The sequence below is a fragment of the Chromohalobacter marismortui genome, from assembly GCF_004364315.1.
Classification (GTDB): Bacteria; Pseudomonadota; Gammaproteobacteria; order Pseudomonadales; family Halomonadaceae; genus Chromohalobacter; species Chromohalobacter marismortui.
Genome location: NZ_SOBR01000002.1, coordinates 127,511 through 139,993, shown reverse-complemented (window position 1 = coordinate 139,993; position 12,483 = coordinate 127,511). Strand labels below are relative to the sequence as shown.

At 62.5% G+C, this 12,483-nt stretch carries 10 protein-coding genes; 8 read left to right on the top strand and 2 right to left on the bottom strand.

The window, feature by feature from the left end:
- The 6 genes from C8E00_RS03870 (at position 1) to C8E00_RS03845 (ending at position 6,417) form a co-directional block, all read left to right on the top strand.
- On the top strand, positions 1-411 hold the full coding sequence (locus C8E00_RS03870) for a sarcosine oxidase subunit delta (protein WP_133694797.1): 411 nt from the start codon (positions 1-3) through the stop codon (positions 409-411).
- Positions 408-3,467: a sarcosine oxidase subunit alpha family protein gene (locus C8E00_RS03865; RefSeq protein WP_133694794.1), complete on the top strand. Its 3,060-nt coding sequence runs from the start codon at positions 408-410 to the stop codon at positions 3,465-3,467. The genes C8E00_RS03870 and C8E00_RS03865 overlap by 4 nt, the downstream gene beginning before the upstream one ends.
- Positions 3,460-4,134: a sarcosine oxidase subunit gamma gene (locus tag C8E00_RS03860; protein ID WP_133694792.1), complete on the top strand. Its 675-nt coding sequence runs from the start codon at positions 3,460-3,462 to the stop codon at positions 4,132-4,134. Before C8E00_RS03865 ends, C8E00_RS03860 begins: the two co-directional genes overlap by 8 nt.
- Positions 4,121-4,987: a formyltetrahydrofolate deformylase gene (gene purU / locus C8E00_RS03855; protein WP_133694789.1), complete on the top strand. Its 867-nt coding sequence runs from the start codon at positions 4,121-4,123 to the stop codon at positions 4,985-4,987. Before C8E00_RS03860 ends, purU begins: the two co-directional genes overlap by 14 nt.
- Before the next feature lie 139 nt (positions 4,988-5,126).
- Positions 5,127-5,375, top strand: a complete 249-nt coding sequence (locus C8E00_RS03850; RefSeq protein WP_133694786.1) for a hypothetical protein — start codon at positions 5,127-5,129, stop codon at positions 5,373-5,375.
- A gap of 175 nt (positions 5,376-5,550) precedes the next feature.
- Complete coding sequence (locus C8E00_RS03845; protein ID WP_133694784.1) at positions 5,551-6,417, top strand: PhzF family phenazine biosynthesis protein; 867 nt, start codon at positions 5,551-5,553, stop codon at positions 6,415-6,417.
- Positions 6,418-6,477: 60 nt separating this feature from the next.
- On the opposite strand, the gene C8E00_RS03840 is transcribed toward C8E00_RS03845, so the two are convergent.
- Complete coding sequence (locus tag C8E00_RS03840) at positions 6,478-7,764, bottom strand: aromatic ring-hydroxylating oxygenase subunit alpha (protein ID WP_133694782.1); 1,287 nt, start codon at positions 7,762-7,764, stop codon at positions 6,478-6,480.
- A 286-nt stretch (positions 7,765-8,050) separates the two neighbouring features.
- On the opposite strand from C8E00_RS03840, the gene C8E00_RS03835 reads away from it, so the two are divergent.
- Complete coding sequence (locus C8E00_RS03835; RefSeq protein ID WP_133694779.1) at positions 8,051-9,157, top strand: FAD-binding oxidoreductase; 1,107 nt, start codon at positions 8,051-8,053, stop codon at positions 9,155-9,157.
- 87 nt (positions 9,158-9,244) lie between these two features.
- Here C8E00_RS03835 and C8E00_RS03830 read toward each other — a convergent pair whose 3' ends face one another.
- A complete protein-coding gene (locus tag C8E00_RS03830; RefSeq protein ID WP_133694777.1) occupies positions 9,245-9,901 on the bottom strand; it encodes a cation efflux transmembrane domain-containing protein in 657 nt (218 codons plus the stop codon).
- A gap of 166 nt (positions 9,902-10,067) precedes the next feature.
- Here C8E00_RS03830 and C8E00_RS03825 point away from each other — a divergent pair, with 166 nt between their 5' ends.
- Positions 10,068-12,380 (top strand): CehA/McbA family metallohydrolase, encoded by a 2,313-nt coding sequence (locus C8E00_RS03825; RefSeq protein ID WP_133694775.1) that lies wholly within the window; start codon positions 10,068-10,070, stop codon positions 12,378-12,380.
- The last annotated feature ends 103 nt before the right edge of the window (positions 12,381-12,483 follow it).

Below are 12,483 nucleotides of genomic sequence, written 5' to 3'. Positions count from 1 at the left end.
ATGTTCCATATCTACTGCCCCTATTGCGAAGAACATCGCGAGGAAGAGGAATTTCATCCCAAGGGCCAGGCGCACATCGCCCGTCCCGAGGACCCGGATGCCTGCAGCGATGAGGCGTGGGGCGACTATCTGTTCTTCCGCGACAATCCGCGCGGCATCCATCACGAGATGTGGCTGCATGCCGTTGGGTGTCGCAAGTTCTTCAATATCACGCGCCATACCGTGAGTTACGAGATTCTCGAAACCTACAAGATGGGCGAACAGCCGACGGTGGGCGCCGAGCATCTGGCGCGTGAGGAAAAAACCGCGCGTGAGGGGAAAACCGATAGCGTGCAGGTCGCCGAGGGTGGCCAGCAGGCCGTAGGTGCCAGCGACGCCGCTCTGGCGTCGGTCAAGGGAGCGCAGGCATGAGCCAGACAGCAGCACAGCCCAACCGCCTGGCGCAAGGCGGTCAGGTCGACCGTACGCAAGCGTTGACCTTTACCTTCAATGGCCACTCATACACCGGCCATCCCGGCGATACTCTAGCCTCGGCCTTGTTGGCCAACGGCGTCGACCTGGTCAATCGCAGCTTCAAGTACTCGCGCCCACGCGGCATCGTGGCGGCAGGTGCGGAAGAGCCCAATGCGGTGGTGCAATTGGGTGCGACGGAGGCGACTCAGGTGCCCAACGTGCGCGCTACCCAGCAGGCGCTGTATGACGGCCTGGTCGCGAGTAGCACCAATGGTTGGCCCGACGTGCAGCGCGACATCATGCGCTGGGTGGGGAAGCTGGGCAGTCCCTTCATGCCGCCGGGGTTCTACTACAAGACCTTCATGGCACCGGCCTCGATGTGGATGACCTACGAGAAATACATCCGCAAGACCGCCGGCCTGGGGCGCAGCCCGACACAGCCCGATCCGGATATCTACGATCACATGCATCGGCATTGCGATCTGCTCGTCGTCGGTGCTGGCCCCGCGGGCTTGAGCGCGGCACTCACGGCGGCGCGTGCCGGGGCTCGCGTGATCCTGTGCGATGAGCAGGAGACGATGGGCGGCTCGTTGCTCGATACGCGCGAGACGCTGGACGATCGACCCGCCGCTCATTGGCTGCAGGCGACACTGGCGGCGCTGGCGGAATACGATAACGTCACCTTGCTGCCGCGCACCACCGCGCATGGTTATCACGATCATCATTTCGTGACGCTTCACGAGCGCCGCACCGAGCACCTGGGCGATAGTGCGCCGTCTCGGGCCGGCCATCGCCAGTCGCGCTCACGACTGCACCGGGTACGTGCCGGCCAGGTGGTGCTGGCGACCGGCGCGCATGAGCGCCCCCTGGTGTATGCCAACAACGATGTCCCCGGCAATCTGCTGGCCGGGGCGGTGTCGACCTACATCCGCCGCTACGGCGTGGTGCCCGGCCGGAAGCTGGTCCTCTCCACCAGCAATGATCACGCTTACCGCGCCGCATTGGATTGGCAGGAGGCCGGACGTGAGGTGGCAGCCATCGTCGATGCCCGCACCGCGCCGGAGGGCGACCTCGTCGCGCAGGCCAAGGCCGCGGGCATCCGCGTCATCACCGGCAGCGCGGTGATCGAGGCCAAGGGCGCGCAGCGCGTCTCGTCGGCCCGCGTGGCGGCCATCGACGTGGACGCCTTCACGGTCACCGGAAAAGTCGAGACGCTCGAGTGTGACACCATCGCCAGCTCCGGCGGCTACAGTCCGGTCATCCATCTGGCTTCGCATACCGGCGCGCGTCCGGTATGGAGCGATGACATCATAGGCTTCGTGCCGACCACCGTGGCGGGCGTCACGGCGGCGGGCGGTGCTCATGGCGTCTATCCGCTGGGCGAGGTGCTGGCGGATGGCGTCGAGGCCGGTGCCAATGCAGTGACGGCGCTCGGATTCGCCACCACCGTGAACGACGCGGACTTGCCGCGTGTCGCGCCGCGTCATGAAGGCCCTGCCTGCGCACTGTTCCAGGTGCCGCATGAGAAAGCTACGCTGCGTGCGCCCAAGCAGTTCGTCGATCTGCAGAATGACGTCACTGCCGCCGCCATCGAAGTGGCAACGCTCGAAGGGTTCGAATCCATCGAACACGTCAAGCGTTATACCGCCATGGGCTTCGGCACCGACCAGGGCAAGCTGGGCAATATCAATGGCATGGCGGTCGCCGCACGCTGCCTGGGGCAGAGCATTCCCGAAACCGGTACTACGGTCTTCAGGCCCAACTACACGCCGGTGACCTTCGGTGCCGTGGTCGGACGCCACTGCCGCGAGCTCTTCGATCCCGAACGCTACACGCCGATGCAGGCCTGGCACGTTGCCCAGGGCGCCGAATTCGAGGACGTCGGCCAGTGGAAGCGACCCTGGTACTATCCACGCAAGCGCGCCGGTGGCGAACTCGAAACCATGGCGGAAGCGGTGGCCCGTGAATGCCGTGCGGTTCGCGAGGGGGTGGGCATTCTCGACGCCTCGACACTGGGCAAGATCGATATTCAGGGGCCGGATGCGCGTGAGTTCCTGGGCCGCATCTACACCAACAAATGGCAGAAGCTGGCACCGGGACGCGTGCGCTATGGACTGATGTGCGGCGACGACGGCATGGTGATGGATGACGGCACCACCAGTTGCCTGGCCGAGAATCACTTCCTGATGACCACTACGACCGGCAACGCCGCGCCGGTGCTGGAATGGCTCGAACTCTGGCACCAGACCGAATGGCCGGAACTCGACGTATATTTCACCTCGGTCACCGACCACTGGGCGACGATGACCGTGACCGGCCCCGAAGCGCGCAAGCTGCTCACCGACATGACCGATATCGACCTCGACCGTGAGGCATTCAAGTTCATGGACTGGCGCGAGGGGCACGTGGCCGGCGTGCCGGCGCGGGTGTTCCGGATCTCCTTCACCGGGGAGCTGGCCTTCGAAATCAACGTTCAGGCGCATTACGCCATGCACGTTTGGGAAGCCTTGTTCGAACGCGGCAAGCATTTCGACTTGACCCCCTACGGCACGGAAACCATGCACGTTCTGCGCGCCGAAAAGGGCTTCATCATCGTCGGTCAGGATACCGACGGTTCGGTGACGCCCGAGGATCTGGGCATGCACTGGGCCATCGGTTACGACAAGCCCTTCCCCTGGATCGGCAAGCGAGCGCTGACGCGTTCCGATACGCGCCGCGAAAATCGCAAGCAGCTGGTGGGGCTGCGCCCCAAGGACCCTTCGGTCGTGCTGGAGGAAGGCGCCCAGATCGTTTTCGATCCCAACCACGCGATTCCCATGCCCATGGTGGGCCACGTGACGTCCAGCTATTACAGCCCGACGCTGGAAAGCGGCTTCGCCCTGGCGGTGGTCAAGGGTGGCCATCAGCGCATGGGCGAGAGCGTCTACTTGCCGATGGCCGATGGCCGTATACATGAAGCCGACATCGTCGGTACTCAATTCGTCGATCCCCAGGGAGAGCGCCAGCATGTCTAACACCGTTCATGTCTACGATGCCCGCGCCGATCATGCTACCGTCACGGCCGAGTCGCCGCTGGCGTACTCCTTCCAGCGCAGCGGTATGCCCGCGCCTGGAGAGGCGTCTGGCGAGGAAAGCCGGGCAGTGATCGGCGAACGGGCGTTCCTGGGACACCTGATCCTGCGCGGCGGGGCCATCGTGCTCGACGAGGCGCTGCGTGAGGTGCTCGGCATTGGTCTGCCCGGGCGTCCCAATTCACTGACCGTAGATGCCGATGGCCAGCGCTCCGTGCAGTGGTTGTCGCCCGACGAATGGCTGCTGATCGTGCCCGGCGACGAGACCTTCGGCCTCGAGACACGGTTGCGTGCCCATCTCGGCGGGTCGCATGTCGCCATCGTCGATGTCAGCGCGGGGCAGACGCTGATCGAACTCTCCGGGGAGGCGGCGCACGAGGTCCTGATGAAGTCGACGGTCTATGATGTCGACCCGCATGCGTTCACGGTGGGCAAGGGCGTGACCACGCTCTTCGCCAAGACCAGCGTGATCTTGCGTCGCCCCGATGAGTCGCGTTGGGAGCTCATCGTCCGGCGCAGTTTCGCCGACTACGTGTATCGCTGGCTGCTGGATGCAGGGGCGGAATATGGCATCGGTGTCGTTCGAGAAGATCGCCATGAGTCGCAATGACGATACGTGGATCCTCGCCGCACAGTGCCCGAGCCGCCTGGGCACTGTGGATGTCGTGACGCGCTTCCTCAAGGAGCGCGATTGCTACATCACCGAGCAGCAGTCGTTCGATGACCGCCTGGGCGAGCGTTTCTTCATTCGTACCGAATTTCGACCCTTGGCCTCCGACTTCGATGCCGAGATGTTTCAGGCCGATTTCGCGACCCGGGCCTTCGAATTCGAGATGGATTTCGAACTGACCCCGCCCGGGCGCCGCACGCCGGTGGTGATCATGGTCTCCAAGGCCGATCATTGCCTCCACGATCTGTTGTATCGCTACCGCACCGGGCAGTTGCCGCTGGATATTCGTGCGGTGATTTCCAATCACCCCGATCTCGAATCGTTGGTAACCGGGCACGGCTTGGCATATCACCATTTTCCGATCACGCCCGAGACCAAGGCAGCGCAGGAAGCTCGCGTCCTGGACGTGATCGAGTCCACCGGCGCCGAGCTGGTGATCCTGGCGCGTTACATGCAAGTACTTTCCAGTGAGATGTGCGCGCGTCTCAGCGGGCGCGCGATCAACATTCATCACTCGTTGTTGCCGGGGTTCAAAGGGGCCAAGCCGTATCACCAGGCCTACGAAAAAGGCGTCAAACTGGTCGGGGCCACCGCGCATTACATCAACGACGATCTCGATGAAGGCCCCATCATCACCCAAGGGGTGGAGCCGGTCAGTCATGCCGATTATCCCGAGGACCTGGTGGTCAAGGGGCGAGACATCGAGTGCTTGACCTTGGCGCGGGCCGTATCGCTTCATCTGGAGCGCAGGGTGTTTTTGCATGCCAAGCGCACCGTGGTATTCACACGTTGATGCGGCGACAGCGGGAATTTTTTCGACATTCTCCTAATCTAAATAGGCCCGTGCGGTAAACACTCGAACACGACAATCACAAGCACGACCTCCAGATGGCGCCGCCTTATGGAGATCTTTATCAAGAGGAGGGTGAGCCATGATGATCGCGGATTTGATCGACGGCGACGACTTCCGCCAGCGCCTGCAGGCTCTGGGCGTACGCATCCCCGACGGGGCCTGCCCCGAAACCTGTGCCCGCATGGCCGCCTGCAAGTACAACGAAGTCGGGGTGCCAGGATTGCCCGAGGCCATTCACGACATGATGCAGCACAGCGATGAAATGCTGCCCTCGGTACGCCAGGCGATCGACACTCATCTGCGGCCTCGCCTGCGCGCGAACGAATAAGCAGCGCTTGCGACGTCCATCGACACGCCGAGACGGGTGCGGTGTGGGCGTGTCATGCGGGAGCGCCAGAGATGACGCCATTGGTTCTCGGCTGGGATTCGCTTAATGAACCAGCGGCCGGTTAAGCGCTTTCAGGACGCGATGCTACGCTTCGTTTTCAGGGGTAGGTGAACCGATGGAAAAGGCCGGTGACCGTTATTACCTACTCGATGTGTTCACGGATACGCCGTTTGCGGGTAATCCGTTGGCCGTTTTTACGGAAGCGTCGGGCATATGCGCCGAGCGGATGCAGGCTATCGCGACGGAATTGAATCTCTCGGAGACGGTTTTCGTCGGTAAGCAGACAGCCGATAACCGCTTCCCGATCCGCATCTTTACCCCTGGCACTGAATTGCCCTTCGCCGGCCACCCGGTCATCGGAACGGCTCATTTGCTGGCCTCACTCGATTTAGCCGATCGCCGGTCGCTACTCGTGTTGCAAGCCGGTGTGGGAAATCTGGAAGTGCATTTCGACGAGGGCATGGCCCGTTTCAAGACCGCCCGGCCAGTCGACGTACAGCCAAGCTCGCTGGATAGTGCCATGGCTGCCGAGCTGCTGGGGTTGTCGGCCTCTCAGGTAGTCGATGAGCCGGAAATTGCCTCTTGTGGCCTTGCCTACCATCTCATCGAACTGGATAGCCTCGATGCCCTGGAGCAGGCGCGACCGTCGGCGGCATCATGGGGCCGGAGTGTGTCGCCGAGCGGCATCGAGCAGATCTACCTGCATGTTCGTACCGGCGACGAGGCCCGGCGCGCGCGCATGTTTTCCACCACAATCGGCAGTCTCCGTGAGGACCCGGCGACTGGCAGTGCCGCCTCGGCATTGGCTGGCTATCTGGCGGTTCGGGAACCGGACGTGGGGCCGCGGTACTGGCAGATCGATCAGGGTATCGAAATGGGCCGCCCCAGTCGTATTCATGCCTGGGTCGAACGTGACGATGCCATGACCATTCTTATTGGAGGCCGAGCCCACACCGTAGGCGAGGGCAAGCTCTATCATTGATCCCGCGCCGACATCGGCGCGGGATACTACATCATGCCTTTCAGTACCTACCGTCAGGCGTCAGCCTTGCACGACCTGCAGCGAAGGCGTCTCCGATTCCAGATACGAGAGCATCGTCTCGCTGTACCAGTCGACGAAGTCGATCACGCCGAATTCGTAGGTCTCGGAGTAGGGACCGGGCTGGTAGGCGATGGAGTTGATGCCGCGCTGGTTCTCCTCGGCCAGTTGCCGATCCTGATCGTTGGTGGCATCCCAGACCTTGCGGAGCCATTGCGGATCGTAATCGACGCCTTCCTGGGCGTCCCGGCGGACGAGCCACTTGGTGGTTACCAGGGTCTGTTGCGGGCCCAGTGGCAGGACACGGAAGACCACGGCATGATCGCCCATGAAATGGTTCCAGGAATTGGGCAGGTGCAGAATGCGCAGCGAGCCCAGATCGGGGCTCGTGAGGCTTCCCATCAGTTTCCTGCAGCCGGGCTTGCCGTCCATGGTCATCGACATGACGCCGTCGATCATCGGCGTGCGAGTCAGACGGTTGCGCTTGCCGAAGTGCTTGAGCGCCCAGGGCACCTGTAGGCGTTCCCAGTGGGCCTGCTGGCGAGCGACCAGGTCGCGATAGGCGGGCGTGGCGCGGGGGTCGTCGGTGTCGTCGAACTCGATCAGCGAGTTGAGCAGCTCCGGATGCGCGCCGTTGCAGTGATAACACTCGCGGTTGTTCTCGAGGACCAGCTTCCAGTTGGCCTGCTCGACGATGTTCGATTCTGCCGCGACCTTGACGTTATCCATCTCGTAGGGCGCCAGGTACTCATCGAGTGTCGCCAGGAAGTCGTCGATGGCCGGTGGCTGTTCGGCGAGACTGATGAAGATGAAACCGCCGGCACTCTTCACCGCTACCGGCTTGAGGCCATGCGCGGAAAGGTCGAAATCCTCGCCCATGTCCTGCCCGGCGAACAGCAAGCGGCCATCGAGTTCGTAGGTCCATTGATGATAGGGACAGACCAGCTTGGCGACCTTGCCTTTCTCCTGCGTGCACAGCCGCGACCCGCGATGTCGGCAGACGTTGTGGAAGGCATGCAGTGTGCCCTGGTCGCCGCGCACCACGATGATGGGGTTGTCGCCGATCTGCGCGGTCAGGTAATTGCCCTTGGCGGGGAGTTCGCAGGTCATGCCGACGAACAGCCACTCGTGGGAAAAGATTTCCTGCATATCCAGCGCGAACACGCGCGGATCATTATAGAAGGGTTGCGGCAGCGAATACGTGCGCCGACGCTGGCGAAGCATGTCGGCGGTCGCGTCACGCGCGGCGGCCAAGGGATCGTCGAGTACGGATGTGGCGATCAGATCCATGAAGGCATCCTCTTCGTGCGCCGTGTCGGGTAACGGATGGCGCCATGACATTGAGTGAGTTTTTGCGTGAGAGGCGTGAGTGACACGCAGTGTGATGCATTGCCACCAGTGGGGATTGTCTGCCCGCGACATCCGCCGATGCCGTGACGACGCTTGTCTCGAATGGGCGCCAGGATGGCGGCCAGAGCAGGCATGCGCGTGTCGTTGGCAGGCAAGTGGCCGCTGCAGAGGGCACCCACAATGCGCCTGACAATTAGATATCGCCGCGCGACCAGGTAGCCATCTCATGACCTTGAACTTCTTCAATCCCGTCACTACCCAGACCTGGACCAATGGGCGCCATAACGTGCGTTGCGTGAAGATCATCCAGGAAACCTGGGACGTTCGCACCTTCTGCTTCATGGCCGATCAGCCAGTATTGTTCTTCTTCAAGCCCGGACAATTCGTGACGCTGGAGCTGGAGATCGATGGCGAGCCGATCATGCGCTCCTACACGATTTCCAGTTCGCCCTCGGTGCCCTATAGCTTCTCTATCACAGTCAAGCGGCTTCCCGATGGGCGCGTTTCCAACTGGCTGCATGACAACCTGCAGGTCGGCAGCGAGCTTGTCGTTCACGGTCCGGTGGGGGACTTCAACGTCATCGATTACCCCGCCGACAAGGTGCTCATGCTCTCCGGCGGGGTCGGCGTCACGCCGTTGATGTCGATGACGCGCTGGTTCTTCGACACCAACGCCAACGTCGATCTGCAGTTCGTGCACAGCGCGCGGACGCCGCGCGATATCATTTTCCATCGCGAGCTCGAGCACATCTTCTCGCGGATTCCCGACTTCCGGTTGCATATCGTCTGCGAACGCGGTGACGAAAGCGGCGAGGCCTGGGCGGGATTCCGCGGCTATCTGGCGCAGGCGATGCTCGAGTTGATGGTGCCGGATTACCTGGAGCGTGAAATCTTCTGCTGCGGACCCACGCCGTACATGAAGGCGGTCAAGCAGGTGCTGAAGAGCAACGGCTTCGACATGAGCCACTACCACGAGGAATCGTTCGGAGCCACGCCCGCCGATGTCCGAGCGGATGTGGAGGAGCTTGCCGAGCAAGCCGAGGCGGAGCTGGAGGCCGTCGATACCGCCGACATGCTGCAGGTCGAGTTCAGCAACAGCGGCAAGAGTATTCGCATCATGCCCGAGGAGACCGTGCATGCCGCTGCTGCCAAGCTGGGCCTGCACATCCCCAAGGCCTGCGGCATGGGCATCTGCGGCACCTGCAAGGTCAAGAAGCTCTCGGGTGACGTCAACATGGAGCACAACGGCGGCATCACCGAGGACGACGAAGCGGACGGCTACATTCTGAGCTGCTGCAGCACGCCCAGGAGCCATGTCGCCATCGAGTTTTGAGACGAGTCCCCAACCGGCTTGATGAGAGGCCCCGGCGAGTGCCGGGGCGCTACTTGTGGTGATGAAGTGCTTGTGGTGGCAAAGTGCTCAATGCGAAGACCCGGCACTGACCGTTTCGGACCGCGCCATCTCGTGCGCCTGGCGGAGTTCACCGCGCGCCTGACGGGCGATCTTCCAGCCGCCGGAGAGCGATAGAAAGGCGAACACGCCGCCCACGATCAAGTCGGGCAGGGCGGTGCCGCTGCCGAACACACCCAGCGCAGCGAGCAGCACCGCGCCGTTGCCGATGACATCATTACGGGTGCAGATCCACACGCTCTGCATGTTGCTGTCGCCCTCGCGATAGCGCATCAACAGCACCAGCACTGCCAGGTTGGCGAGCAGTGCCAAGAACCCTACCGCGCCCATGGTCGGCGCATCCGGGTAGCTCCCCACCAACAGGTTGTGCAACGTCACGCCCAGCACCACGACACCGAAGCCAGCCAGCGTTGCCGCCTTGATCAGCGAGGCTCGGGCGCGCCACATCAGTCCCATGCCCAGCACCCCGAGGCTGATGGCGTAGTTCGCTGCATCGCCCAGGAAGTCGAGCGAGTCGGCCATCAACGAGGTTGAATCGGCCTTCATCCCTGCCAGCATCTCGACCCCGAACATCACCGCGTTGACCAGCAGCGCGATCCACAGCACGCGTCGGTAGCGTGGCGTCGATTGCGGTGAAGAAGATGAAGGACCGCAGCAGCATGCCATAAGACACCTCGTGTCGTGCGTCGAAAGTTATTTCCTGATTCTACAACCCTGGAGCGCACTCCAGGGCAAGCATCCTGCAAATATGACAGTAATTTGAACGTATAATGAAAATTCTGAATAATGGAAAAGAGAAGCTTGGATAACAAATCAACATCAGAGGGATCTCATGACATATTCAAGATGGAGCCTGATGCCGCTGGCGGCGCTTGCCTTGAGCGCGGCCTCGCTGGCGCAGGCCGATGTCAGCGTCACGCGCGGCGCGACTAATATTCCGGATGGCGAGGCTATCAACGCCCAGGATCTCACCGTCGCCAACGATAAGCTGGCCTTTGCACTGGCCATCGAATCAAGTCCGCCCTGGGGTGTGCCGCGAGGCACCCTGGTCGACCTGGCGGCGGTCAAGGAGGGGGAAGTCGATCTGGATCGGATTGCCTTCGCCGATTTCATCCCCGATAACTGGTCCGCCTGGCCCAACGACGGCAAGAAGATCGAGGTCGTCGAGAAGTCGCCCGAGCGTGCGGTGATCCGCGTCAGCCGCAATTTTGGCGAAGCGATGGTCACCACCACCTACACATTGGAAGCCGGCAGCGACCGCGTGCATCTGGAAACCGTGCTCGATAACCGAGGTGATGCGCCGCTGCAGAACATCCGCTCCGGTTTCACGCTATGGCCGGATACCGGTTACCTGTTCGGTGTTCCCGGCCTGGGCGATGCCAAGGAAACCGAAGCCAGCGCCGCCTTGACCGATCGGGTGGTGGCATACGATCAGGACTGGGCCTTCGCCCTGCATGCGCCGTATTTCGATCGCATCAACTATCAAGGTAAGGACATGTACCTGGAGCACAGTCTGAAGGCGGGCGAGTCGCGCCGCTTCGAGGGCTGGCTGCAGGTCGTGCCGGCGGGCGATCTGGCCCCGGTGGTGGCCAACGAGATCGAGCGCAAGAACCTGGAGAGCGGCGACATCCACGGCCAGCTGCGCAATGGCAGTGGCCAGGCACCGCATAACGGGCTGGTGGTGATCGAGAAGCATGGGGTGCCGTATGCCTGGACTCTGGCCGACGAGGGTGCGTTCTCGATGCCGCTGCCGGTAGGCGAGTACCAGGCTTACGCCACGGCGGAAGGCTTCGCCAATTCCGAGTCGGTCGAACTGAATGTCACCGCCGACAGCGAACGCACACTGACCTTCAGCGACATGCAAGGCCCCGGCACGCTGAGCCTCGATATCCGCAGCGAGGAAGGCGACATGCCGCGTGATGCACGCTTGACCATTCTCGAGGGTCAGCAGCCGCTGGTGGAATTCCTCGGCAAACAGACCTTCTTCACCGCGCTGGACCCGGCCGGGCATGCCGAGCTCAAGCTGGCGCCCGGCGATTACCGCTTGGGCATCAATGCCGGCGCCGGCTTCACGGCCCGCGAGGAAACGTTGCACGTTAGCCTCGAGACCGGGGAAGCGCTCGATAAGACGGTCGAGATCGAGCGCCTCGTCGAGCCCAACGACGCACATTGGTACGGTGCTGACCTGCACCATCACGCCAACGTACTGGAAGGGACCACACCGCCGGATGTCGTGGTGCGTGCGCAATTGGCTACGGACCTTGACCTGACCTTCATCAGCGATCACGACTCCACTGCCAACCACGACACCTTCCGCAAGCTCTCTGCCGCACGCGGGATGCCGTTCATTCCGTCCATCGAGATTTCACCTTCGTGGGGCCACATGAATCCGTTCCCCATCGAGATGAGCGGCGAACTCAAGGTCGATCCCGGCACCGCTGACGTGCAGGACATCATCGCCGATGCGCGCCGCCTGGGCGCCGAGGTGATTCCCCTCAACCACCCGTACAATGCCTACGGTTACCTGCAAAACCTGGGGGACGGCAAGGTGCCCGGCGGCTTTACGCCGCACTTCGACCTGCTCGAACTCAACGCCGAGGTGGATAACGCGGCCACGCTGAAAGCCGCGCACCGTCTGTGGGACCAGGGGACGCGGGTTTACTTCACCGCAGGGACGGATACGCATGATGCCTGGAATGACCTTACCGGTCGCATTCGCATGATGGCCCACGTGCCCGGTGAGCTGACCCCGGACGCGTTCGCCCGTGCCCTCAAGGATGGCCACGGTTACGCCACCCAAGGGCCGCTGCTGTTCCCCGAGGAGCATCTGTTCGGCGACACCCTGCGCTTGATCGAGGACGCCAAGGGCGAATGGACGGTGAACGCTACTGCCGTCAACGGCCTCAAGGAAGCGCGCCTGATCGGTCAGGGCGGCGAGGTGCTCGCTACCCAATCGCTCGACGGCACCGACGCGACATTGACTTTCGAGATCCCCGGCGATGCCAAGGGCTGGGTCGCGCTGGAAGTCGATGATGCCGATGGCGATACCGCCTGGACGAACCCGCTGTGGCTCGAACGCTCCAGCAAGGCCGATTACCTCGGCAACGAGGGGACTAACGGCGGCGATGACGAGGAAGGCGCTTGATCCTGTGATCCGGCCATCGTCACCATAACCACGATAACGCGCCGCCAAGCCCCTCGATCAAAGGGGCTTCAAGGGAATGCCACGCCTTCTGGCGTGGCTTTTT

What these genes read in the sequence shown, in the direction of transcription:
- C8E00_RS03850 (WP_133694786.1), top strand. Translation starts at nt 5,127, where the DNA reads ATGATGATCGCGGATTTGATCGACGGCGACGACTTCCGCCAGCGCCTG.
- C8E00_RS03870 (WP_133694797.1), top strand. Translation starts at nt 1, where the DNA reads ATGTTCCATATCTACTGCCCCTATTGCGAAGAACATCGCGAGGAAGAG.
- C8E00_RS03835 (WP_133694779.1), top strand. Translation starts at nt 8,051, where the DNA reads ATGACCTTGAACTTCTTCAATCCCGTCACTACCCAGACCTGGACCAAT.
- C8E00_RS03860 (WP_133694792.1), top strand. Translation starts at nt 3,460, where the DNA reads ATGTCTAACACCGTTCATGTCTACGATGCCCGCGCCGATCATGCTACC.
- C8E00_RS03825 (WP_133694775.1), top strand. Translation starts at nt 10,068, where the DNA reads ATGACATATTCAAGATGGAGCCTGATGCCGCTGGCGGCGCTTGCCTTG.
- C8E00_RS03845 (WP_133694784.1), top strand. Translation starts at nt 5,551, where the DNA reads ATGGAAAAGGCCGGTGACCGTTATTACCTACTCGATGTGTTCACGGAT.
- C8E00_RS03830 (WP_133694777.1), bottom strand. Translation starts at nt 9,901, where the DNA reads ATGGCATGCTGCTGCGGTCCTTCATCTTCTTCACCGCAATCGACGCCA.
- purU (WP_133694789.1), top strand. Translation starts at nt 4,121, where the DNA reads ATGAGTCGCAATGACGATACGTGGATCCTCGCCGCACAGTGCCCGAGC.
- C8E00_RS03840 (WP_133694782.1), bottom strand. Translation starts at nt 7,764, where the DNA reads ATGGATCTGATCGCCACATCCGTACTCGACGATCCCTTGGCCGCCGCG.
- C8E00_RS03865 (WP_133694794.1), top strand. Translation starts at nt 408, where the DNA reads ATGAGCCAGACAGCAGCACAGCCCAACCGCCTGGCGCAAGGCGGTCAG.